Here is a 23,471-nt window from a genome sequence, read left to right on the forward strand (position 1 = left end):
CACGGCGGCGGCCAAGGGAGCTAGACTCTGTTCGAAAACCGATCATAGGCGGTGACACGAACTGTTCGAACGTCTACTTCATATTGGTATATTTCTCGCGCAAGGTAAGAGATTTCCGCTTCTTTCTCAGCGTCGGAAACATCAACATACCAAGATCTCGGCTTTCCGTTTTCTTCGCCATTCCAACGATATCCCCTCGCTTTTAGGAGGTCCTTGAATTCAAATGGTGAGTTCTCAGCCCAGATCCGCCAGGTCGGCAACCGCGCGCGCTCAAGCAGCTTTGCCAAGGCTGGCGCTCGTGCACGAGGTAACTCGCGTGCAAGCAACTCAATGGCGGCCAAGCAGTCATTCGCAGCTCGATGCCGGTCGTAAAAAAAGCCTAGAGCCATCGCGAGATAGGAGAGCTTCGCGCCCTCGAACCCTTCGGCTGCCCAGTCGATCTCCGACATAGAACACGCCCATGGCTTGGTTGAAAACACAGGGCTGAAGCGCTCCAGAAAGCGCCGATCGAACGCCGCATTGTGGGCTATGACTACAGCCGCCGGCGCAGCAAACATCGTGACTTCCGAGGGGTCAATCGACTTTCCCGCAACCATTGCATCCGTAATCCCCGTCAACACAGTGATTTCGGACGAAATCGGTTTGCTCGGCTCACGGAGACGGTCGAAAGGCTCCAGGACCTCTACAATCGTGCCATCAAGCGCGTATCGGAACGGCACCATCGCGAGTTCAATGATCTCATCCCGATCCGGATCGAGACCTGTCGTCTCAACATCGATCATAAGGCCCGTGCGTGTCTCAGCAACATCGAATCCTTCAACCGTGGGGCGAGGTCGAAGACGCCTAAGAACTCGATAGTCCGAGCTGGCTTCGAGCGCCGCAGCGAAAGCTTCCAAATCTGAGGCGTTGGTCATTAGTCGAAGACGTCTCCCGCACCTGCCTGCTGAATAGGCGCCACGCCAATAAGCACCTGAGCCGCGCGCCCTTGTTCGTGGAACCAAAGATCGCGGATTCTAGCGTCATCGCTTGCAGGAAGTGGATCAGCGTCGCGGACCTTGAATGTTGTCGGAAGATTGACAGAGGTCCCGAAAACCAAAGCATGCTGCTTTGGCAATGAGGGAAGTCGCTTTAGAACGGCATCTGAGATAAACGGTGTCATCTGCCGAATATGTGAGAGGTCATCTGGATTTTGGATTCGGTGGATCACGAAGTTTGAGCACTGCGAAAGCACCGTCTTCGATAACTCGCTCGGTCGCTGAGATGCGACCAAGAGGAAAAGGCCGTACTTTCGGCCCTCTTTCGCAATGCGCTCGAAGACGCGGCTCGCATCGATCGCATAGCGCGATGGAGTGGATGCAACGTAGCGATGCGCCTCTTCGAGAAGCAGATGGACAGGAAAGCGATTGCGTGGATCGGCTTGGCGAAGAAGACGAAACGACATCCGTGCCAGAACGGAAGCCACGAGTTCTACCACTTCATCTTCGACCGAGTTCATGTCGATGATGATGAGCTGATTTCGCTTTACCCAGTTTGCGTCATTTTGCACCAAACCCAAAAGCTGCGACAGAAAGGTGCCCATGGATGGATCATGACCACCACCCTGTAGATCGTGTCGCAGGAAAGCATATTCCGCCCGCTCTTCGAGCGATTTGAATCGGGTGATCATCTGGGAGCAGTAGTCGCGTATCTGCCGGTTTCCATGCGCTTCCTCATAGAGGATCGCGAGGTCCAGGGCTTCGCCAAGGGCAGAAAATTCAAATGGAAGAGACTTATAGGTAGGCATCTTCAGGCCATCGATAATGAACCCTCCTCCCTGTGCTCCACCAAGAAGGTAGTTTGTCAGCCCTTGGGGATTGGCCATCTGGCCGAAATTAATCCTGATGAACTGTGCAATCGTTGGATTATTAATTTGCTGAGTATTGAAGCGCTGAAGGAGGCCCACCATACGATCGTGTTTCGACGGACTCCCAGAGTCGTCACGCAGGATCTGACTGAGGCAGGTCGCTAAGATATGATTCTTGATACCATTGAGTTCCTGTGCGTTCCCTCCCGAAAACAGCGTCGATAGACCCAACGCCATACGCAGGATTGGCACCTGAGTGCGTTCGCTCGCCTGAAGGAGCAACTCCCATTCCGACTGTTCAAGAAACCAGTGGGGTAGCCGGAAACGGCCTTCGGCAGCGGTTCCATCGAGAACGACGTGGGAAACGCCGATTCCGTTGCCGTTCGCCAAGGGCGTCAACGCCCGAGCATACTCTCCATTGACGTCGAATATCACGAACGTCGCACCACGGGCATGATGCTCGTCGGGTTTATCGAACAGCGACTGAATCACGGATGCAACCGTGCAGGACTTCCCGCTGCCGGTATTTCCGAGGACCGCAGTATGACCTCCGAAGAAGTCATCAATTCGAACCTTCACATCGTAGCCGTCGAAAATAACGGACCGACCAATTGTCAACGCGCGGAATCGAGTTGCCTCCGGCGGGATAGGCGGGTGTCCTCCCCTCTTCGGAGCTGGCTCGCTTGGAACGTCCGTCTCAAACACGCGATCGAGTTCGGCGTCCAGAGCATAGAGCGCATCGGCGTAGAGCGACGGGAATATAGACACACCGAACCGAAATTTCTCGTCTAGTTTTTGGGGAAGCATCCCCACCGGTACGACATCCAGAAACTTCGCCGATGACGCCTTGTCCATATCGCCATCGCGTCGATCTGAACTGCCGACATCTCGCTCGCGAAGCCCGACGACCTCTGCGACGACATACTCCGTCTGCGCTGGGATCATTAAAAAGGAGCCGAGGCGAGCCACGTAGTGGACGTCATCGAATCCGACGACCGTGAAGTTGTCGGTCCCAGCGTGCATCTCGACGACAAATTTATCGGCCGCAACGGAGACGACCTTGCCGATAGCCCGCTTTCGGTCGTCACGGCTCATTCTTGTTCCTCCTTCTTCTGAGAAGGAGCCATCGCATCTAGAACCTTGCGGACAGCCTCATCAATGCGTTCACTCGGTCGCTGAGGCATGAACTGCTCGATAATCGTATCGAAGTAATGCGCCTTGCGTCCCGCTTCCGGGCCTTCACCCCCTATGATCCAAATCCGGGGATCGTTGAGAGCTTTCAATTTGGCGATATCGCCATCGAGATTGGGGTCTACAAAGATAACCAGTCGGAACGTGGGTATCGTCAGCGCCTGATAGATGATGTTGTTGATATGCTCATCGCCGAATGCGTACCCCATCGTAAACAGAACGCTCTGTTCCCGGACGACCCGCGACTGGAATTCACGGAAAAGGTCGGCATAAGGCGATCCGAGGCTGGCATTCTGCTTCCCTGGCGTTGGATAAATCATGACCTTTCCGGGCACTTCGGAAGCCGCTGTTTCTCTAATCGGGAAGAGACCGTGATCGTCCTCCGTCCAACTTATCGAACCATGGATCTTGCAGAGATAGACGAACCCATCGACTGCCGACCATTTTCGGCTTGTCAGATCGAGCTGCTCGGCTAACGCGTACCGAAAAGTCGCGGGATTGAAGCGGCGTTCGACAACACCGGAAAACCCGTTTGCATATGGCAGGCCAAGCCTATCCATAGCCGTCTCGTTGAAAAGATCATAATTGGTCGTGAACACCCAGGGCCGCGGCAGAGAACGGTCACGCAGAACGAGTTTCCGATAAAAAGTTTCATACAGATTCAGAACACCGCGATCACCGACGGCAAAGGCCCCTTTGGTGCATTTTTCCCACAGAAAAGCCTGAACCTTTTTTATGACCGACACCACGGCAATCAGTTGCTTTTTCGATACTTCAAGCGCGCTTCGCTCCAGCGCAAACCGCAGGCTGTGAAGCAGTTCCATCAGGCGTTCGAGATTACGAGCATATTCCTTCGCGCTGATATCAATGCCGAGTTGCTCGACGAACACCTTACGCTCCGCAATCGTGGGAAAGTCCGCAACATCCTCTTTGCGCGTTTTCGTGAATTCTGCGGCAAGCGGTGCCATGGTTGGAATACCAACCTCGGCATTGTTTACACGTAGCGACGAGCACCCCGCTCCGAGTAGGAAAGCGACATTTTTCGCGTTCAACGACTCCGCCAGAGCCTTACGAACAATATCGGCGCCTTCGACCCAATCATATTCGCGACTATCGGTGTCGCTCCCTCGAATGAAACGGAATGTCTGCTTTGGCTCTTCCGCTCCTCCTGGTTTGTCCAAATTTCCCTCCTGATCGTCCGGCTCAGGCTCATCATGTTCAAGGCCGAATTCAAAATCTTCAAGGACTCCATGCCCTCCCACATTCGTCTCATGACGGTTCTCAGCCCCTATGGGATATTCCCACAGCGACCATCTAAGCTCCCCCAACGCGGGATGCTCTAATATCGCTTCATAATGGATTTCCGGCCCCATCTGGCGTTCATCGCCGCCCACCGCATCCCAATCCAGTTCGTCACTCTCGATCTCATAGATATCGCCAGTCGCCATGTGCCTGATGCGAGCTGCCCCCCTGCAATAAATGTTCACTATCCCCTCCAACGAGTCGCTTGCTAAACTATAGCCAAAACTCAGAAATTTGGACTTCATTCAGAGAACCGAGCCAAAATTGCTCGGCTAGGTGGCTGTACATCCAGAATGCGCAGGCGGACGTCGAAAGGGGAATGGCTCCCGAACCATGATCGCCCTTCCTGCCGGTTCTTTCCGCATCGGAAAGCGCAACTAAATGCTCCGTGTCCTCACCGACTGGATCGAGCGCCGGCGACGGATGCGCCAACGCTGGCAGCAGGACGCCCGCGTCCTGATTACGCACCACGAACGCCAAGCCTATTATGAAGCGCAGCGCCTGGCCGCCCGTAGCCGCGCACAAGGGAACAGGCCTGAGTTCTGGCATTGGGCAAAGGTTGCTTCCGAGGTTGCGCGCCTGTTACCCGCTGCCGAGATGGACATGAAGGTCGTGGAGGCCATCGTCGACGAGGAAATGCGCGGATACCGGCGTTCCTGACGAGTGTGGGAGGGGGAAAGTCTTCCCCCTGGTCGGCACTCTCGTTGCCGACACACCCCCTTCTGCGGGGAGCCCCCCGCAACGCCCCCGAAGGGCAAGAGCGTCGGCAGAAACCAACTGACGGATCGAGCAGTGATACAGTGATACGCCTGCACGGTAAGCTTCAGTGGAGTGGAGCAATCTCACGGATGAGATCGATGAGCAGGCGCAATGCAGTGGGGACTTGGCGGCGACCGGAATAATAGGCGTGAAACCCGCTGCCCATCGACGCCCAGTCGCTTAGCACGACCTTCAAGCTGCCACGATCCAAATACGGCCGGAGCACCGGTTCCGCGCCGTAGATCATGCCGACGCCGCTGAGGCCAAAGCCGATCGCCGCATGGCTTTCATCCACCGTTAGCGGGCCAGGTGTGGCGACCGCGACGGCCTCTTGTCCGCGCTCAAATTCCCACTGATAGATCTGGTCATTACCCAAGCGGATGCGGACACAGCGATGCTTGTGCAGATCGTGTGGCGTAGTAGGCGTACCGAAGCGTTCGAGATAGACGGGCGACGCGGCGGCAACCCAACGGATGTCCGGCGACAGCCGCTGCGCGATCATGTCTTCCGGCACGGTGCCGCCATAGCGGATACCGGCGTCGAAACCGCTCGCGATGACATCGATCGGCGGTTGCTCACACTGATGTCGACCTCGACCTCTGGATAGCGGTCGACGAAGATCGGCATGACAGGGTCGAGCAGAAGCGGGACCGCATCCTCCAGAATGTTGATCCTGACGCGGCCCATCGGCGCATCCCGGAACCTGTTGAGGTTCTCCGCCGCCTCGCCAACGATCTGCAATGGACCTTCGATTGACGCCCGAAGCTCCGCCCCGGCGGCAGTGAGCGTCACGCTCCTCGTGGTTCTGTTCAACAATCGAACACCGCGCCGCGCTTCGAGTGCGGTGATGGCATGGCTCAGTGCCGAGGTCGTGACCCCCATTTCCAAGGCCGCGCGACGGAAATTGGAATGTCTGACGATAGCCAGGAAGTAGAGGAAATCGGCAAGATCGGTCCGGCTTAGCTGCATTGCATCACACTAACACGCTGTTGATCTGTGTTCATCAGTTCATTGCTTCCGAGGGCGCTAATCCGGATCGGCCCGACCGACTAAATGATGGCCATGCTCAATGCCCAGGGCGAGCGACTCGATTTGGAGCCCGGCCATCATGATCAAGCTCGCAATTGTCCTTGCCGCTGTCGTGTCGGCCACAGGTGCCGCCGCGGCACAGGAAGGAATCACGACCATGGACATCACCCGTAAAGCCGACCTCAAGACGGTCGACGGCCCGCCCGAATATTTCACCGGCAAGGTCACTGTCACCGGCGCATTCCAGCGCCCCGATCCATCGCGCATGAGTGGCGGGATCGTCCACTTCGAACCCGGCGCTCGCACTGCCTGGCACACGCATCCCGCTGGCCAGACGCTGATCGTGACCGAAGGGGTCGGCTGGACCCAAGTCGAGGGTGGACCGAAGCTGGAGTTCCACGCCGGCGACATCCTGTGGTGTCCCGCCGAGCACAAGCATTGGCATGGCGCCGCCCCACACGAGGGCATGACCCACATCGCCATTCAGGACACGATCGACGGGAAGAATGTCGTCTGGATGGAGAAGGTGACGGACGAGGAATATCTCGCGCCGCTGGGAAGCGAGTAGTCCGTGCCCCACGTCATCGTGAAGCTCTGGCCCGGCAAATCCGACGCGCAGAAGCGCGATTTGTCCGCGGCCATCGTCCGGGATGTCACCCGTATCCTGAATTACGGCGATGAAGCGGTGTCGGTCGGCTTCGAGGAGGTCCAGCCCGACGCGTGGACCGCCCAGGTCTACGAGACTGACATTCGGGGTCGATGGAGCACGCTCACCAAGAAGCCGGGGTACGGCCCCGGCCCGAAGGGTACAGATTGAAGGTAAGCAGCATGATACTGGAAGAGACATATACTCTCGCAAACGGGGTGAAGATCCCGAAGCTGGGGCTAGGCACCTGGTGCATTCCCGACGCCGATACCGGACGTGTCGTGCGCGAAGCCATCGAGATCGGCTATCGCCACATTGATACCGCCCAGGCGTATGAGAACGAGCACGGCGTGGGCGCGGGGCTTCGCGCGAGCGGCGTATCCCGCGACCAGATTTTCGTGACCACGAAGCTGACAGCCGAGTGCAAGACCTTCGCTGCGGCAAGCGCCCGCATCGACAAGTCGCTCCGGGCGCTCGGGCTATATCATATCGACCTGTTGCTGATTCACAGCCCGCAGCCCTGGGCAGAGTTTCGGGAAGGCGAGCATTTCTTCGAAGGCAATCTCGAAGCATGGCGCGCGCTCGAAGAAGCCTACGCCGCCGGCAAGGTCCGCGCGATCGGCGTCTCGAATTTCGAGGCCGCGGACCTCGACAATTTGCTCGACAACGGCAACGTCGCGCCGATGGTCAATCAGGTCCTGGCCCATGTCGGCAACACCCCGTTCGACCTGATCGACTATTCGCGATCGAAGGGGCTGTTGGTCGAAGCCTACTCCCCTGTCGCCCATGGCGCCGCGCTCAGGAACGCCCAGCTCGGCGCGCTGGCGCAGCGCTATGGGGTCAGCATCGCGCAGTTCTGCATCCGCTATTGCCTCCAGCTCGGCCTGCTCCCGCTACCCAAGACGGCCAATGCGGCGCACATGCGCGACAATGCCGCCATCGGCTTCGTCATCTCCGATGCCGATATGGACACCCTCAAGGGTTGGGAGAACAGCACCGACTACGGAGAGGCCGGTGCCTTCCCGGTGTTCGGCAAGAAGCGGCAGATCGCCGCCGCCGGTCGGGAGGGCTGACCTCATGAACCCGGTCTATGTTTTCAAGGATCAGGTCGCGCTGGTCACCGGCGCGGCCAAGGGCATGGGGCTCGCGACCGCGCGCGCCTTCGCCGAGAATGGCGCATCCGTGGTGCTGGCCGACATCGATGGCGATCTCGCCGCGCAGGAAGTGAAGCGGATCGTCGCCGCGGGCGGCGCCGCGATCGGCACGGCCTGCGACGTCGCCGATGAAACGCAGGTGGCGGCTATGATCGACCTGGCGGTCGCCGAATATGGCCGGCTCGACATGGCGTTCAACAATGCCGGCATCCAGGTGCCCCCGTCCGACGCAGCGGACGAGCCGCTGGCGAATTTCGAGCGCGTCACCGCCGTCAACCAGCGCGGCGTGTGGGCCTGCATGAAGCATGAACTCAGAGTGATGCGATCGCAGGGCTCGGGGGCGATCGTCAATTGCTCGTCGCTCGGGGGCTTGGTCGGATTGCCCGGACGCGCCGCCTATCACGGGACCAAACATGCCGTGATCGGGATGACCAAAAGCGCGGGCGTCGAATATGCGCCGCGCGGCATCCGCATCAATGCGATCTGTCCGGCACGATCGACACGCCGATGGTGCAGGCGATGCTGGAGGGTCAATCGGATGCGATGGCCGAGATCATGAAGCAGCAGCCGATCGGTCGCCTCGGACGTTCCGAGGAAATCGCCGCGGCCGTGCTCTGGCTGTGCAGCCCGGCGGCCAGTTTCGTGATCGGCGCCGCGCTGCCGGTCGATGGCGGTTTCACCGCGCACTGATGGCGTTTGCGCCACTCTTCACGCGCCGATCCGCGATCTCGATGACCGTGGCGGCCGTCATGCCATGGCCCCTAACCGTAGGAGTAAAGACGATGCCTACTGAACCGACCAACGCGCGCAAGTCCTTTGGCGACATCGCGCCACACCTTGCCGAGATCACCGACAAGGTGCTGTTTGGCGACGTCTGGGAAAACCCCTCGCTGAAGCCGCGTGACCGCAGCCTGGTGACGATCACCTGCCTGATCGCGATGTACCGGATCAACGAGATGCCGTTTCACATCAAGAAGGCGCTCGAGAATGGCGTGACCAAGGAAGAGATTATCGAGGCTGTCACGCAGATCGCATTCTACGCCGGATGGCCACCCGCGATGACGGCGCTGCCTATCCTCAAGAAGGTGTTTGAGGAAGCTGGCCTCTGAATACCGACCACGTCGTCCCGGTTAGAGTGAGAGTGCAGGCCGGGTTTGCCGTGACGGGTTGAGGGCTGGAGAACAGGTCTCCGGCGCCTGTCGCGGAGAACCGCGATGTCCAGACATGATCGCACCCCACGCGCCGGCGCGAACCGGGCGAACCTTTACGACGAAATCACCGCCAAGGTCATCGCCGAGCTGGAGGCCGGCCGCTTCCCCTGGGTTCAGCCATGGGGCTCGTCCACGGCAAAAGCCCCGCTCGGCTTCCCGAAGAATGCCGGGACTTGTCGCACCTACAGCGGTATCAACATTCTGATCCTCTGGGGCGCCGTCATCGAGCACGGCTTTCCCGGCCAGGGCTGGCTCACCTTCCGCCAAGCCCTTTCTCTTGGCGGCAATGTCCGCAAGGGCGAGCGCGGCACCACTGTCGTCTATGCCGATCGCTTCGTGCCCGAGGGCGAGAAGCAGCGCGCTCGCGAAACCGGCGAGGAAGCGCAATCGATCCCCTTCCTGAAGCGCTTCACCGTCTTCAACGCGGCGCAATGCGAGGGCCTGCCCGACGAAATCGCCGTCGCTGCGCCGCCGACGCCGCAAGGCTTGATCGAGCCGAAGGTCGAAGCGCTCATCAAAGCAACGGGCATCGACTTCCGCATCGGCGGCAACCGCGCCTTCTATATCCCGGCGCACGACTATGTGCAGGTTCCTCCGCCGCAAGCCTATTTCGAACCGATCAACTGGCATCGCACGGCACTGCATGAGATCGGGCACGCCAGCGGCCATCACAGCCGGCTGAATCGCGATCTCTCCGGCTCCTTCGGCACGAGGAAATATGCCTTCGAGGAATTGGTTGCCGAGATGTCGAGCGCTTTCGCCTGCGCCTCGCTCGGCACCGTGCCGACGGTGCGCCACGCGGATTACATTGGCTCCTGGCTCGAAACCCTGCGCGAGGATTCCCGCGCCGTCGTCCGCGCCGCCAGCCAGGCCAGCAAGGCGGCCGACTGGATCTTGTCCTTCCTGCCGGAAGACAATTCCGTTGCGGTCGCTGCCGAATCCTCGATGGACAGGAACGCGGCATGATCCTCCTCTCCACCGATACGCAATGATCGCACGGCGCCAACCTAACGCGCGCGTTCCGCGGCTTAGAGGAAGAGAGGGGATGGGTTTTCGCTGACGGGTTGATAGGTCGAGAGAGAGGCTCCCGGCTGCCCGTCACGGAGTAACCCACCATGGCAAAAGCTGCCAAGAAAAAACGCGCACCCGCAATCATCGTCTTCTCGCGAGCACGCGACATTCCGTTCAACCGCATCAGGTTGTCGGAGGCCAACGTTCGCCAAACCGGCGTCGAGGCCGGCGTGGACGACCTCGCCCGTGACATCGACCGCCGCGAGGATCTCATACAGGGCCTCAATGTTCGCGTGGTTCTTGATGCCGACGGCAATGAGACTGGCGATTTCGAGACTCCGGCTGGCGGACGCCGCTACAGGTCGATCGCACGCCTGGTCGAAGCCGGTCGCTTCCCCGCCGATGGCCTTGTCCCCTGCATCGTCAAGAAGGCCGACGCCAAGACCTCGGCGACCGACGACTCGCTGGCAGAAAACACATTCCGGCTCGCGCTGCATCCGCTCGATCAGTTCAAGGCGTTCCAGTGCATGGTCGACGGCGGGATGAGCACCGAGGAAGTCGCCAGCGCCTACTTCACCAGCCAGCGTTATGTCGATCAGCGCCTCGCGCTCGCCAAGGTCTCGCCAAAGCTGCACGACGTGTATGCCCAGGATGCCATGACCTTGGCGATGCTGGAGGCGTTCACCGCGCATCCGGATCATGCCCGTCAGGAGCAAGTATGGGAGGCTGTCAAGCAGTCTTACTATCGCGAGCCCTCGCGTATCCGGAGCATGCTGACCGAAACCACCGTTGCCGCATCCGACAAACGCGCGCTGTTCGTCGGTATCGATGCCTATATGGCGGCAGGTGGCCAGGTGCTTCCGAGCTACCTCTTCGATGATGACGAGAACGGCTGGCTGGAAGATGTGGCGCTTCTCGATCGCCTTGTCGCCGAGAAACTGAAGGTCACCGCCGACGAGGTCGCGGCCGAAGGCTGGAAGTGGGTCAACGCCGACCTCGAACTTCCCTATGGCCATGATCACGGGTTGCGCGCAATCACCGGCACCTTCGCGCCACTGACCAAGAAGGAGCAGCGGCAGCGCGAGAAGTTGCGCGAGGAGCAGGAGCGTCTCGAGACTGAATATGCCGAGTACGACGAGTTGCCGGACGACATCGACCACCGGCTCGGCGAGATCGAGAAGCAGCTCGACGTCTTCGAACGCCGTCCTGCTATCTATAACTCCGCCGAGATCGCCATCGCCGGTGCCTTCGTCACTGTCGACGAGGACGGCGCCCTTGTCGTCGATCGCGGCTGGGTCCGTCCCGAGGACGAACAGCCCGAGACCGTCGACGGCAATGCCCCACAGGATAACGACGTCGCCGACGACACGCTCGCGCCGGATGGCAAGCGCACCGTCGTCACCATCGGCGGACAGCCGGCCGAGCCCGAAGAGGAAGAAGAGATCATCAAGCCTCTTCCCGAGCGGTTGGTTGCCGAACTGACGGCGCATCGCACCGTCGCGCTGAGCGATGCTGTCGGCTCTCATCCGCACATCGCCATGACGGCGCTGCTGCACCGGCTGGTCCGTGACACCTTCAAGCGCTCCACGAGCGGTTCGGCTGTCCAGGTGTCGATGCGTGAGGTGTATTTCCGTGAGCAGGGAATTGACCTCAAGGACAGCGCCTACGCGAAATCGGTCAGCGAACGGCATGCGGGCTGGAAAGCCGATCTGCCGGCCGACGATGACGCGCTGTGGGACTGGCTCGACGTGCTCGACGATGCCAGCCGCATGGCGCTTCTCGCCCATTGCGTTTCCTTCGGGATCAACGCGCTCTATGAGCGTCCAAATCCGATGAGCGCGACCGGGATTTCCGAGCACGGCCTGCGGACCCGCATGGCGGAAGCCGACCGCCTTGCTCGCGTCACCGGCCTCGACATGTCGGATGCCGGTTTCCGGCCGACCGTCGCGAACTACCTCGGCCGCGTCACCAAGCCCCGCATCCTCGAAGCGATCCATGAGGCGCTTGGTGAGGAGAAGGTGCGCCTGATCGACCACCTGAAGAAGGACGATATGGCGCGGGAGGCCGAACGTCTCTTGGCCGACACCGGCTGGCTGCCGGAGCCGTTGCGCCTCATCGCCGAGGCGCCGGCTGTTGAAACCTCGGCGGGGCAAGATGGCGGCGACGTCGCACTGCCGGAGTTCCTCGCCGGCGGCGACGAGGAAGCTGCAACCGACGCTATCGACGATCCGACGGTTCTCGCCGCCGCCGAGTGACGCGCACCAGCGGGGCGGCTCCCGGTCGCCCCGCTTTTCTTCCCTTCCATCCCAAGGCCCGACATCCCGCCGGGCCATTTTCATTTCAGGAGGCTGACGTCATGTCCGCACACAATATCTACGATATCGCGCCCATCGGCGCCCTGATCCGCTACACGGATCACAAGCCGAAGCCGCCAGCGCGTTTCACCAAGAAGCTCGCGGCCTGGCAAAGCCGCAACGGTGTCGGTCGGCTCGTGCGCAAACAGCCGCCGCGCGATCGCGCCACCTATATCGCGCCGGCCTCGATCACCCTGCACGAGGGCAATTTCGAATCCGGCTCGGTGATCCTCGTCACCGTCATACGCACCCATTCGGTCGACAGCGATCTCAGCTTCGAGATAGCCGAACGTCCGAAGATCGGCATGGTCCGTGTGTTGAACCGGATCGGCGACGATGAAGAGTTGCTGTATCTCGCCGACAACCGCGAAGCTGCCGAACTGTGGCTGGCCAAGGCCGGTTATCACCATGCTCGCCTTGAGGAGATCACGGCCGACGAGGTCGGCGCCGATGTCGTCGAGGGCCGCGCCGCCGCCTGACCACCGCATTTCCCCACCCACCTGGCCCGCTGTCCCTTCGACAGCGGGCCATTTTGTTTCAGGAGAACCCCATGGCTATTCCCGATCCCGTTCGCACGAATTTCAACACCATGCTGCGCGCGGCTGATGACGGCAACCTAGCACTCCTGGAGTGCCTCGACGTCGTGACGCGCGAGCCGCGCTACGTCCTGTGCGCTGTCGAACGCGACGGAGACGATTACGTGTTCGCGCCGTTCGGCCATCTCGTTGCGGATTGCAATCCCTACGACGCTTACCTGCCGCCAGATCCCGACAATCCGGCCAGCTTCATCGAGAAGTCCGAAGACAGCGGTGCAGCATGATGACCATCGATGAAATTTTCGCTGATGATCGCCGCAATCCTCCCTCGGAGCGCTCGCTTCCGTGGGAAGAGATGCGCGGCGGCGGCGGCGTCGTCGAGCCGAAACCGCATTGGGCGTCCGACACTGACCGACCGGAGCTGGTGTTCCTACGCCGACTGGATCGAGAACGGCCCTGCCGCGCGGTTCATCGATCATCCTGAAACGCGCGGTGACCACCTGATGATGAAGGCGCGGGCCATGATCGCACGCGAGATCGCAAACGAGCTTTGGTCGAACTGAGAGGGAGAGGGTTGTCGGGGGATGGGCCCGAACAGAAGAAGAGAGAGCGCTATCCAGACTCGTCCTCTTCCGCTCTCGGGAGATCAGCCCCATGACGACGCAAGACGCCAGTACCCATGTCGCGACGCTTGTTCCGGACAACCGCCGCGAGATGTTCTTGCCGACGATATTCGGCCTTCGCCATCTGATCGTCGCTGAAAATACCGTCTATACATTCATGGATCGTCTTAGCCCCCGAGACTATGGCGGCTGCTTCTGGAATTTCTACGAATGCGATGGCCAGCCATTGTTTCTGGCGCCGAAATCAACCTCGCGTTTTCGGATCGAAAGCGACATCACCGAATTTCGCGGCGAGGTCTCGGCGGAGGCCGCAGGCATCATCGCCACGCTCTTCACCTTCTCACATCTCTCCTTCCAATTTGAGTCCGACCATCTGGTGGAAGGCTACCATCGCTTGCATGCCTGGTGCGACGGACATCCCGAGGCATCGGAGATCTTCCAGGCCATCGATTGAATTTCACGAGCGCTCCGCCTTTCGGTGGGGCGCTTTTTTCATGTTGGCGACCGCCATGATCTGAGAGCGAGAGCGTGGCGGGGACAGATGTGAGCCAGTGCGGTCGAGAGAGAGCGCTGCGCGGCTCACTCCCGTCCCGCTCTCCCGAGGTTCGCATCATGACCATGACTTCCGCATCGGTGGCATTGCCCGCTGCCGCACAGCTTCTGCTCGTCAGCGATTCCGACAGCGCGCCTTTGATCTTCGCCGCGGCGCAGCTCCTCCTTCCACATCTCGAACGCGGTCAGCGCATCGACGCCGCCACCCTGCGCGGCAAGATGGAAGCTGCCTTCGGCGCTTCCGACTCCGCCGGCGCATGGGACTGGAAGACGGCCTATGACGCCTGCGAAGCCGCAACCGTCCTCTTTCTGCGCAAATACGGAAAGCCGCTTTTCCGTAAAGTCGGCAACCCGACGGCGATCCTGCCGCAGTTCGTCAAGATCGCCGGCCTGATGCCGACGCACACGCGCCGCTCGCAGGAAGCGCAGACCTTCCAGCAGTTCTCGACGCCGATTCCGCTGGGTCTTGCAGCGATGACGGCCGCCGCGATCACGCCGGCCGACCGCGTGCTGGAGCCCTCGGCCGGCACCGGACTCCTCGCCATCCTGGCCGAGATCGCCGGCAGCTCGCTCGTGCTCAACGAGCTGGCCGAGACGCGCGCCTCGCTTCTCTCTTCCCTCTTTCCGGCCCTATCCGTCACGCGCTTCGACGCGGCTCAGATCGACGACCATCTCGATCCGGCCGTGGTCCCGACCGTGGTGCTGATGAACCCGCCGTTCTCGGTCATGGCGAATGTCGAAGGCCGCATGGCCGACGCCGCCTTTCGCCATGTTGCCTCGGCGTTGGCGCGTCTCGCTCCCGGCGGCCGTCTCGTCGCCATCACCGGCGCGAACTTCGCGCCCGATGCGTCGGCCTGGTCCTCGGCCTATGCCCGGCTGCAGGAACGCGGCCGCGTCGTGTTCTCGGCCGCCATCGACGGCTCGGTCTATGCCAAGCACGGCACGACCATCGCCACGCGGCTGACCGTCATCGACAAGATGCCCGCCGACGATCCGACCGCGTTTCCGGCCGCGCCGGGCATCGCGCCGGACGTCGCCACGCTGCTCGGCTGGCTGGCCTCGCATCTGCCCGGCCGGCTGCACGTCGATCCGTCCGTCGCCGTGCCGGTCGCGGCGCCAGCCGTCGCCCACACCGTGCGCGGCTATCTGAACCGGGCGGCGAAGGCTGCTCCAGCCGCCGCGCTGGCTGAGCCGGACGGCATTCCGCTCGAATACGAAACCGTCGATTGGCAGGCAGCCGAGGGCGGCCACATCTCCGATTCCATCTATGAGGAATACGGACTTCAGGCAATCCACATTGCCGGATCTCAGGCGCATCCGACCCAGCTCGTCCAGTCGGCCGCCATGGCGAGCATAGCGCCGCCGAAGCCGAGCTACCGGCCGCGCTTGCCGGAGAAGATCCGCGAGCTGCTTTCCGACGCTCAGTTAGAGACCGTCATCTATGCCGGCGAAGCGCATTCCAACTATCTCGCCGGCGCGTGGACGGTTGACGCCACGTTCGACGTCCTGACCGCCGCGTCCGACGACGCCAAGAGCGGCGTCCTCTTCCGTCAGGGCTTCATGATCGGCGATGGCACCGGCGTCGGCAAGGGTCGCGAGTCCGCCGCGATCATTCTCGACAACTGGATGCAAGGTCGCCGCAAGGCGGTCTGGATTTCGAAGTCCGACAAGCTGCTGGAGGACGCGCAGCGCGATTGGAGCGCACTCGGCATGGAGCGTTTGCTGGTCACGCCGCTGTCGCGATTCCCGCAAGGCAAGCCGATCACGCTCAGCGAAGGCATCCTATTTCTAACCTACGCTACGCTCAGGTCCGACGATCGCGGAGAGAGGGTTTCCAGGGTCAGGCAGATCGTCGAATGGTTGGGCTCCGATTTCGACGGAGTGATCATTTTCGACGAGGCGCACGCCATGCAGAACGCCGCCGGAGGCAAGGGCGAGCGCGGCGACGTCGCCGCCTCGCAGCAGGGCCGTGCTGGCCTGCGCCTCCAGCACGCGCTTCCGAACGCGCGCGTTGTCTATGTCTCGGCAACCGGCGCCACCACCGTCCACAATCTTGTCTACGCCCAGCGACTCGGCCTGTGGGGTGGCGAGGATTTTCCGTTCGTCACGCGCGCCGAGTTCGTCGAGGCGATTGAGGCGGGCGGCGTCGCGGCGATGGAGGTGCTGGCCCGCGACCTGCGCGCGCTCGGCCTTTATACCGCCCGCTCGCTCTCGTTCGCCGGCGTCGAATACGAGCTTGTCGAGCACGAACTGACGCCCGAACAAATCCGCATCTACGATGCCTATGCGGGCGCGTTCGCCATCATCCACAACAATCTGGACGCCGCAATGCAGGCCGCCAACATCACCGGCGCCGGCGAAGGCGGATCGAGCACGCTGAACCGGCAGGCGAAGTCCGCCGCCCGTTCGGCTTTCGAGTCGGCCAAGCAGCGCTTCTTCGGCCATCTGCTCACCAGCATGAAAACGCCGACCCTGATCCGTTCGATCACGCGCGATCTCGAAGAGCGTCATTCGGCCGTGATCCAGATCGTCTCGACCGGCGAGGCACTCATGGAACGGCGGCTGGCCGAACTGCCGACCGAGGAATGGAATGACGTGCGCGTGGACATTACGCCTCGCGAATACGTCCTCGACTACCTTGCCCATTCCTTCCCGGTGCAGCTCTACGAACGCTTCACCGACAGTTCGGGAAACCTGTCGTCGCGGCCGGTCTATCGTGACGGCCATCCGGTCGAGAGCCACGAAGCTGTCGCGCGCCGCGATGAATTGATCGCCAAGCTCGCCAGCCTGCCGCCGGTGCCCGGCGCGCTCGACCAGATCATCCAGCACTTCGGCGCCGATGTTGTCGCCGAGGTGACGGGCCGTTCGCGCCGCATCGTGCGCAAGCGCAGCGCCACCGTCGACCGGCTCGTGGTCGAGAATCGCGCGGCGTCCGCCAATCTCGCGGAGACGCAAGCCTTCATGGACGATCTGAAGCGCGGGCTCATCTTCTCGGATGCCGGCGGCACCGGCCGCAGCTATCACGCGGAAAAGTCCGCGAAGAACACGCGGCTGCGCGTCCATTATCTTCTCGAGGCCGGCTGGAAGGCGGATACCGCCATCCAGGGTCTCGGCCGCACCCACCGCACCAATCAAGCGCAGCCGCCGCTATTCCGCCCGATCTCGACCAATGTGAAGGCCGAGAAGCGGTTCTTATCGACCATCGCGCGTCGCCTCGACACGCTGGGGGCCATCACGCGCGGCCAGCGCCAGACGGGCGGACAGGGGTTGTTCCGGCCCGAGGACAATCTGGAATCGCATTATGCGCGCGACGCGCTGCGCCAGCTTTATTTCCTGTTGGTCCGCGGCAAGGTCGAGGGATGCTCGCTCCAGCGCTTCGAGACCGCCACCGGCTTGAAGCTGATGGACTCGAACGGCATCAAGGACGAGCTGCCGCCGATCACGACATTTTTGAACCGGCTGCTCGCGCTCACCATCGAGCTTCAGGGCGTGCTGTTCACGGCCTTCGAGCAGCTTCTTGCCGCCAGGATCGAGGGTGCGATCGCGTCGGGCACCTATGATGCCGGGCTGGAGACGCTGCGCGCCGAGAGCTTCGTCATCACCGATCGACAGACGATCTACACGCATCCGCGTACAGGCGCGGAAACAAGCCTGCTGACGATCAATGAGCGCAAGCGCAATCGGCCGCTGACGCTCGATGACGCCCTTGCCGAACTCCGCGACCCGCGTGCGGCCCTGCTGATCAACGAGCGCTCCGGCCGCGCCGCGGTGCAGATCCCTGCGAGCAGCGTCATGCTCGATGACGGCGAGATCGAGCGCCGCGTCCGGCTGATCCGGCCGATGGAAGCCCACAATCTGCCGATCCGGCAGATGCGCGAGACGCATTGGATCGAGACCGACCGCAATGCGTTCGCCGCCGCGTGGATCGCTGAAATCTCCGAGGTGCCACCGTTCTCCGAGACCAAGCTGCACATGGTCACGGGGCTTCTCCTTCCCATCTGGAAACGGCTGCCGCACGAGTCCACGCGCGTCTATCGCCTCCAGACCGATGCGGGCGAGCGCATCATCGGCCGCAAGGTCTCGCCGGCCTGGGCCGCCACCGCGACGACAACCCGCTCGACCTCACTCACGCCGGACGATGCCTTCACGGCTCTGATGGACGGCCGGACGATCCTCGATCTTGCCGAGGGCCTCCAGCTTCGACGCGCCCGCGTCATGGGCGCGAACCGCATCGAGTTGTCGGGCTTTGACGACACGATGCGCGAACGCCTCACCGCCTACGGCCTCTACCATGAGATCATCTCGTGGAAGCTGCGTATGTTCGTGCCGACCGACGCCAACGCTCCGACGGTGCTCGGCAAGCTGCTTGATCGCTGGCCGGTCGCGCGCATCGGCGAGCAGGAGACAGCGTGATGGCGCGTCACGATGCCTCCGAACTGGCGTCTCGTCTCGGCCGACATGCCGAGGCCGTCTGCAAACAATATTTATCGTCCGGCCATCGCGCCGGACGATATTGGATCGTCGGCGATGCGAAGAACACGCCCGGCCGCTCGATGTTCGTGCGCCTTGCAGGGCCGGAATCCGGCAAGGGCGCCGCGGGCAAATGGACCGACGGAGCAACCGGCGAGCATGGCGATCTTCTCGACGTCATCCGCGAAACGCTCGGCCTCGTCGACTTCAAGGATGTGGCCGAGGAAGCGCGCCGTTTCCTCGCGCTCCCGCATCCCGAGCCGCAGAGCGCGCCGACGAACCGGACCGCAAGTCCGGCGCTGTCGGGTTCACCTGAAGCGTCGCGGCGTCTCTTCGCCATGGCGCAGCCGATCGGCGGCACGCTCGCGGCGACCTACCTCAACGGGCGGGCGATCACGTCGCTCGTCGGCGTTACCGCGCTGCGCTACCATCCGAGGTGCTACTACAAGCCCGACGAGCATTCGCCCACCGAGATCTGGCCGGCGATGGTCGCCGCCGTCACCGATCTCGAGGGCCGGCAGACCGGCGCGCACCGCACCTGGCTCGCCCCGGACGGTTCGGGCAAGGCGCCTGTCGATACACCGCGCCGGGCGATGGGCGACCTTCTCGGGCGCGGCGTCCGCTTCGGCGTCGCCGGTGAGGTGCTCGCGGCCGGCGAAGGCATCGAGACCGTGCTATCACCCCGCATGGTTCTGCCCCACATGCCGATGTTGGCGGCGCTCTCGGCCGCTCACCTCGCCGCCATCTTGTTCCCGCTGACGGTGCGCAGGCTCTATGTCTTCAGAGATCGCGACCCGGCCGGAGACGGCGCGCGAGACAGCCTGGTCGCCAGAGCAATGAACGTCGGCATCGAGGCGATTTCGGTGTCGCCGGTGTGCGAGGACTTCAACGAGGATCTGCGCTGGCGCGGCGTCGACGCCCTTCGGGCGGCCTTGAAGGAGCAGCTTCGTCCCGAAGACGTCAGCCGGTTCATGGAGGGTTGAGGGATCGGCGGGAGACAAGGCGCGGCTGGGCGTCTTCTCGAACTGCCGTCTCCCTTCATCACCGCGAGCAGCCTTCTCTTGTCGGAGAGTCCCGCACCCACGGCCTTCTGAGAGGGCGATCGGCCCACAAACGAGCCGGCGGGGCAATGGCGGCGCTCCGGCTATTTTCCGCCGGCGGGGACGAGCCCCGCCTTTGCAGCGCGAAACAAAATAGCCGGGCTTGGCCATCAAGGCCCTCGCGAGATGGCGAGGGCTGCCAGGCCGTCCCGCCCGTGGGCTTTCGACGCCTGCGAAGGCCGCGATGGGCGCGGTCTCCAGACAAAGGACGCTCCCGATGACGAACGAAGACGATAATGCAGGTTTTGAGCCGGTCCACGCTTCGTCTCCCACCGATCATGTTCTCACCGAACTCCAGCTCTACGGCTGGCGCCCATTTCAGGACGAACCCGATCCGAGGCCGCTGCCCGAGGGCAATGCCGTCGCCGCCGCTGTCGCAGATATCTTCGACGCCCTCATCGCGACGCTCGGCGATACCCGCCTTGAACCCGACCTCGAAGAATTGCTCTGGGGGACCGTCAATCTCTTCCACCGCGCCACGGGCCGGGTGGAGCGCGAACTAGACGACAACGAACAGGGGCAGCGCCGCCTCCAGAACGAACAGGATGGCAGCGAGGTGAAGTCGGTCGAACTGGAGCGCCTCACGGCAGAAGGTCAGACCCTTATCGAACGGCGCAACAGCATGGAACTATTCCGCGACGTCGCCACTGAGGCCTTCGAGCACCATACCGGCACCGCGTGGCGGCCGCGCACCGGCTCGATCGTCAACCATCGCAATCTCACCGCCGCGATGATCGACAGCCGCGACTTTCTTGCGGCGAAGCGCCGGATCGAGACCGAGGTGTTGCTGCCTGCTGGCCCGAAGGTTGCCGTGACCGGCGGCGCCGACTTCAACGACCACCGCCTGATCTGGGCGAAGCTCGATCAGGTCCATGCCAAGCACCTCGACATGGTGCTGATGCACGGCGGCACGCCGAAAGGAGCCGAACTGATCGCCTCCCGTTGGGCACACAGGCGCAAGGTGCCGCAGGTCGCCTTCCGGCCTGACTGGACGAAACACGGCAAGGCGGCGCCCTTCAAGCGTAACGATGCCATGCTGGACGTCCTGCCCGTCGGCGTCCTCGTCTTCCCCGGCACCGGGATTCAGGAGAACCTTGCGGACAAGGCCCGCAAGCTCGGCATTCCGGTCATGAAGTTCAACGGCGGCGCATAAGCGCCGCCTCAACCCAGCATCTCGGGCCTGAACAGCGAGCGCCGGCTGATGATCTTGCCGGATACCATGAACACACCATCGCCGGTGTAGTGCAGCGTCTCGGGATGCTTCGGTGAAGCCGCCACATGCGCCTTCACCACTTCGAAGATGAAAAAATTATAGCGATCGACCAACACGTCGTCGTGCAAGCGGCACTCGAAGTTCGCATGGCACTCATCGATCAGCGGCGCCTCGACATCGTGGGCCTGCCGTCAAACCGAACTCCGCAAACTTGTTGATCTCTGCTCCAGACGTATTGCCGATCCCTACCACTGTGTCGGTCAACGCCGTTGTCGGCAGGTTGATCACGCATTCGCCGCTGCTTTTGATCATATCGAAGCTGTGATTGCCGCCCGAAATCATCAGGCCGACGAGCGACGGCGAGAACTCCAGAATCGTAGCCAGCCGAGCGTCATGATATTCGTCCTGCCTTGCCATTGCGATGACACAAGGACGATCGGGCCGGGTTCGAGATAGCGGCGCACCTGGCTGACCGGGAAATCATCCTTGCGGACTTTCCGCGTCATGACGTCGCCTCCTATTGCGCAACATATCAATGCTCGTTTGCTGGTTGATGATCGAAGTACGATAGCGGCAAATGAACCACCACGATGCAGACGATCGACCTCCGAACGTTACTTGACGACATCGGTATGTCCGAGGAAAAATGCACGACCCACGCAGAACCGGCAAAGCAGTATAGTCGCAGGCGGAGCGCATCCACAGGCAGCCTGTCGTGAACTCTCAACCGTTCATGTGGAGGCTTCCATGACGCTGATCCTGCTCGCCGTTTTTTTGACGATCGCATTCTGCGTCGTCGCCTATAATCTCGCGATCTACGCGCTTCCTTTCTGGGCCGGACTGACGGCGGCTCAATACACCTGGGACGCTGGAGCCGGCGTGATGATGTCGGGCTTCGCCGCCATTGCCGCTGCGTTGCTGTCCGTCGCGCTCGTCATCGCCGTTCTCGGCTTCGCGAAGAATCCGCTTCTGCGCCTGGTCGCTCTCGCCGTCTTCGCTGTGCCCGCCGCGATCGCCGGCTATGCGCTCGTGCATAGTGTCGCGAAGCACGCCATCGACTCGGCCATCGCGCTCAACCTCCTTTGTGGAGCCGCCGGTCTGTTCATCGGCGGCGCCGCAATCGTCAGTCTCAACGCACTTGGTGAAAGCGTCTTGTCGCGCTGAAGCACTCGCGATCTTCCGCTTTCGGGAAACCCCGCAGCTTTTACCGCCGAACTCTGGGCGTCCCGCTCAGAATATGAATGTCAGGTCGAGACAGTCCTCACCGCCGCAATTTCGATCAGCTGCGCCCGGCTCCGGAAATCGGTCATGGGGCATGAATCTTTCACGGCCGTAACGGTCGTTGCCCTGCTGCATTCATTCTCGTGAACGCAGGCCGCATCAACTTCATTTGCACTTGCGGCAATGCCGGCGGATCACGCCGCCTCCCAGTGAACCGCAATCGCGACCATTCACCTGGAGTCCGATAGCGTTTTTGCCTTTTCCCGAATGGCCTTCCGTCTGGCGACGTGAGCGGTGGCCGTGAATGGGGTGACGAGCGAGCCGGCAAGGCGACGCGGTGTTGATTCTGAGGCGATGCTGCTGTCGGCTCGAACGATGATTCCGCCGGGCGTCTCCGTAATCCGGCTCTCAGAGGCGCCAATCCCCCCGACTGATTGATCCCCTAAGACCGTTCGGTTTCCGGCCGCAACCCCCGCGGCTCCGGACCGTGTTGGCGCTAAAGCGCCTGCCCGCGCCACTCCGGGCCTTAGGGGTCGAGCTGCCGCCGAGGCGTCAGTGCTGGCGTCTCCCGACGGTCTTTTCCGGGTCTCGTCGGAGGGAATGGTCCCTCCGAGGAGCAACGGAGACTTAAAATGCAGAACATCGTCATTCTCGCTGGCAACATCGGCCAGGACCCCGAATCCCGCACCACCCAGAGCGGGACGCGTATCACCCACTTCACGCTGGCCACCTCGCGGCCCCGCTACTCGGAAGGCAAGGTTGTTCGGGATAAGGACGGCTATCGGGTCCAGGACACCGAATGGCACCGGATCACTTGCTTCAACGGCCTCGGCAAGACGGTCCAGGAGCATTGCCAGAAGGGCATGAAGGTTCTGGTGCGCGGCCGCATCCACTACACGAAGTGGACCGACCAGCAGGGCGTTGAGCGCTACGGCTGCGAGATCATCGCCGAAACGGTCGACTTCCTGAGCCGGGCGAAGCAGACCGAAAGCGAGGGCGACAGGCAGTCCGATCAGGACGACGACATCCCCTTCTAGGCCGGGCGAAAGAAGGCCCGGCGGCATATGCCGCCGGGTCTTCTCCTGTTCGCAACGGATCGTGGCCGCAACCCAACTCGACGTTCGCGCTGCGACGACGGTGCCCGCGCACAGTTTCCGTGACGAGTACAAATCGCGCCGCCTGATTGCATCAGGTCTGGCGGTCGACAGCACGCCAGATCTCCAATGCAGCCCACATTCCCCAAGTAAATCGCTGAT

At 62.0% G+C, this 23,471-nt stretch carries 21 protein-coding genes and 2 pseudogenes; 17 read left to right on the forward strand and 6 right to left on the reverse strand.

Features of this window, described 5'->3' with window-relative positions; genetic code table 11:
• Positions 1 to 20: 20 nt before the first annotated feature.
• Genes I554_RS0123225 through I554_RS0123235 form a run of 3 tightly spaced genes read right to left on the reverse strand, consistent with a single transcriptional unit; the run spans position 21 to position 4,482 of the window.
• Positions 21 to 914: a 3'-5' exonuclease gene (locus I554_RS0123225; RefSeq protein ID WP_024574149.1), complete on the reverse strand. Its 894-nt coding sequence runs from the start codon at positions 912 to 914 to the stop codon at positions 21 to 23.
• Positions 914 to 2,938 carry an ATP-binding protein gene (locus tag I554_RS0123230; RefSeq protein ID WP_009337820.1) on the reverse strand — a complete coding sequence of 675 codons (2,025 nt, stop codon included), beginning with the start codon at positions 2,936 to 2,938 and terminating at the stop codon, positions 914 to 916. The genes I554_RS0123225 and I554_RS0123230 overlap by 1 nt, the downstream gene beginning before the upstream one ends.
• On the reverse strand, positions 2,935 to 4,482 hold the full coding sequence (locus tag I554_RS0123235; RefSeq protein ID WP_244432833.1) for an SIR2 family protein: 1,548 nt from the start codon (positions 4,480 to 4,482) through the stop codon (positions 2,935 to 2,937). The genes I554_RS0123230 and I554_RS0123235 overlap by 4 nt, the downstream gene beginning before the upstream one ends.
• Positions 4,483 to 4,717: 235 nt before the next feature.
• On the opposite strand from I554_RS0123235, the gene I554_RS0123240 reads away from it, so the two are divergent.
• Positions 4,718 to 4,996, forward strand: coding sequence for a hypothetical protein (locus I554_RS0123240; RefSeq protein ID WP_009337824.1), 279 nt, complete (start codon positions 4,718 to 4,720; stop codon positions 4,994 to 4,996).
• 163 nt (positions 4,997 to 5,159) lie between these two features.
• Here I554_RS0123240 and I554_RS27685 read toward each other — a convergent pair whose 3' ends face one another.
• Positions 5,160 to 5,609: a LysR substrate-binding domain-containing protein gene (locus I554_RS27685; protein WP_244432834.1), complete on the reverse strand. Its 450-nt coding sequence runs from the start codon at positions 5,607 to 5,609 to the stop codon at positions 5,160 to 5,162.
• Entirely contained in the window at positions 5,594 to 6,064 is a 471-nt protein-coding gene (locus I554_RS27690; RefSeq protein ID WP_244432835.1) for a LysR family transcriptional regulator, read from the reverse strand. The genes I554_RS27685 and I554_RS27690 overlap by 16 nt, the downstream gene beginning before the upstream one ends.
• A gap of 139 nt (positions 6,065 to 6,203) precedes the next feature.
• Here I554_RS27690 and I554_RS0123255 point away from each other — a divergent pair, with 139 nt between their 5' ends.
• From I554_RS0123255 to I554_RS0123320, 14 genes and pseudogenes are all read left to right on the forward strand, one after another.
• The gene (locus I554_RS0123255; protein ID WP_029659303.1) at positions 6,204 to 6,692 is read left to right on the forward strand and encodes a cupin domain-containing protein; all 489 of its coding nucleotides are present in this window, start codon (positions 6,204 to 6,206) and stop codon (positions 6,690 to 6,692) included.
• A gap of 3 nt (positions 6,693 to 6,695) precedes the next feature.
• Entirely contained in the window at positions 6,696 to 6,941 is a 246-nt protein-coding gene (locus tag I554_RS0123260; RefSeq protein ID WP_009337829.1) for a tautomerase family protein, read from the forward strand.
• An 11-nt stretch (positions 6,942 to 6,952) separates the two neighbouring features.
• Positions 6,953 to 7,843 carry an aldo/keto reductase gene (locus I554_RS0123265; protein ID WP_024574146.1) on the forward strand — a complete coding sequence of 297 codons (891 nt, stop codon included), beginning with the start codon at positions 6,953 to 6,955 and terminating at the stop codon, positions 7,841 to 7,843.
• A 4-nt stretch (positions 7,844 to 7,847) separates the two neighbouring features.
• Positions 7,848 to 8,614, forward strand: a pseudogene (locus tag I554_RS25815) (SDR family oxidoreductase).
• 92 nt (positions 8,615 to 8,706) lie between these two features.
• Positions 8,707 to 9,033 carry a carboxymuconolactone decarboxylase family protein gene (locus I554_RS0123275; RefSeq protein WP_009337834.1) on the forward strand — a complete coding sequence of 109 codons (327 nt, stop codon included), beginning with the start codon at positions 8,707 to 8,709 and terminating at the stop codon, positions 9,031 to 9,033.
• A gap of 105 nt (positions 9,034 to 9,138) precedes the next feature.
• A complete protein-coding gene (locus tag I554_RS0123280; RefSeq protein WP_024574145.1) occupies positions 9,139 to 10,101 on the forward strand; it encodes a zincin-like metallopeptidase domain-containing protein in 963 nt (320 codons plus the stop codon).
• Positions 10,102 to 10,250: 149 nt separating this feature from the next.
• Positions 10,251 to 12,401, forward strand: coding sequence for a ParB/Srx family N-terminal domain-containing protein (locus tag I554_RS0123285; RefSeq protein WP_024574144.1), 2,151 nt, complete (start codon positions 10,251 to 10,253; stop codon positions 12,399 to 12,401).
• A gap of 101 nt (positions 12,402 to 12,502) precedes the next feature.
• Positions 12,503 to 12,979: a hypothetical protein gene (locus I554_RS0123290; RefSeq protein WP_024574143.1), complete on the forward strand. Its 477-nt coding sequence runs from the start codon at positions 12,503 to 12,505 to the stop codon at positions 12,977 to 12,979.
• 71 nt (positions 12,980 to 13,050) lie between these two features.
• The gene (locus tag I554_RS0123295; RefSeq protein WP_009337840.1) at positions 13,051 to 13,320 is read left to right on the forward strand and encodes a DUF6117 family protein; all 270 of its coding nucleotides are present in this window, start codon (positions 13,051 to 13,053) and stop codon (positions 13,318 to 13,320) included.
• Between the two features lie 9 nt (positions 13,321 to 13,329).
• Positions 13,330 to 13,599: a hypothetical protein gene (locus I554_RS25820; protein WP_343205813.1), complete on the forward strand. Its 270-nt coding sequence runs from the start codon at positions 13,330 to 13,332 to the stop codon at positions 13,597 to 13,599.
• 91 nt (positions 13,600 to 13,690) lie between these two features.
• Positions 13,691 to 14,113: an antirestriction protein gene (locus tag I554_RS0123305; protein WP_024574142.1), complete on the forward strand. Its 423-nt coding sequence runs from the start codon at positions 13,691 to 13,693 to the stop codon at positions 14,111 to 14,113.
• Positions 14,114 to 14,271: 158 nt separating this feature from the next.
• Positions 14,272 to 18,624: a strawberry notch-like NTP hydrolase domain-containing protein gene (locus I554_RS0123310; RefSeq protein ID WP_024574141.1), complete on the forward strand. Its 4,353-nt coding sequence runs from the start codon at positions 14,272 to 14,274 to the stop codon at positions 18,622 to 18,624.
• The gene (locus tag I554_RS0123315) at positions 18,624 to 19,664 is read left to right on the forward strand and encodes a toprim domain-containing protein (RefSeq protein ID WP_024574140.1); all 1,041 of its coding nucleotides are present in this window, start codon (positions 18,624 to 18,626) and stop codon (positions 19,662 to 19,664) included. Before I554_RS0123310 ends, I554_RS0123315 begins: the two co-directional genes overlap by 1 nt.
• Before the next feature lie 334 nt (positions 19,665 to 19,998).
• A complete protein-coding gene (locus tag I554_RS0123320; RefSeq protein WP_024574139.1) occupies positions 19,999 to 20,934 on the forward strand; it encodes a DUF2493 domain-containing protein in 936 nt (311 codons plus the stop codon).
• Positions 20,935 to 20,942: 8 nt separating this feature from the next.
• Here I554_RS0123320 and I554_RS25825 read toward each other — a convergent pair.
• Positions 20,943 to 21,500, reverse strand: a pseudogene (locus I554_RS25825) (flavin reductase family protein).
• A 241-nt stretch (positions 21,501 to 21,741) separates the two neighbouring features.
• Here I554_RS25825 and I554_RS0123330 point away from each other — a divergent pair.
• Together I554_RS0123330 and I554_RS0123335 are read left to right on the forward strand one after the other, a co-directional pair.
• The gene (locus I554_RS0123330) at positions 21,742 to 22,158 is read left to right on the forward strand and encodes a hypothetical protein (protein ID WP_024574138.1); all 417 of its coding nucleotides are present in this window, start codon (positions 21,742 to 21,744) and stop codon (positions 22,156 to 22,158) included.
• A gap of 689 nt (positions 22,159 to 22,847) precedes the next feature.
• On the forward strand, positions 22,848 to 23,252 hold the full coding sequence (locus I554_RS0123335) for a single-stranded DNA-binding protein (RefSeq protein WP_024574137.1): 405 nt from the start codon (positions 22,848 to 22,850) through the stop codon (positions 23,250 to 23,252).
• The last annotated feature ends 219 nt before the right edge of the window (positions 23,253 to 23,471 follow it).

The organism is Afipia sp. OHSU_II-C1 (assembly GCF_000497575.1).
Classification (GTDB): domain Bacteria; phylum Pseudomonadota; class Alphaproteobacteria; order Rhizobiales; family Xanthobacteraceae; genus Afipia.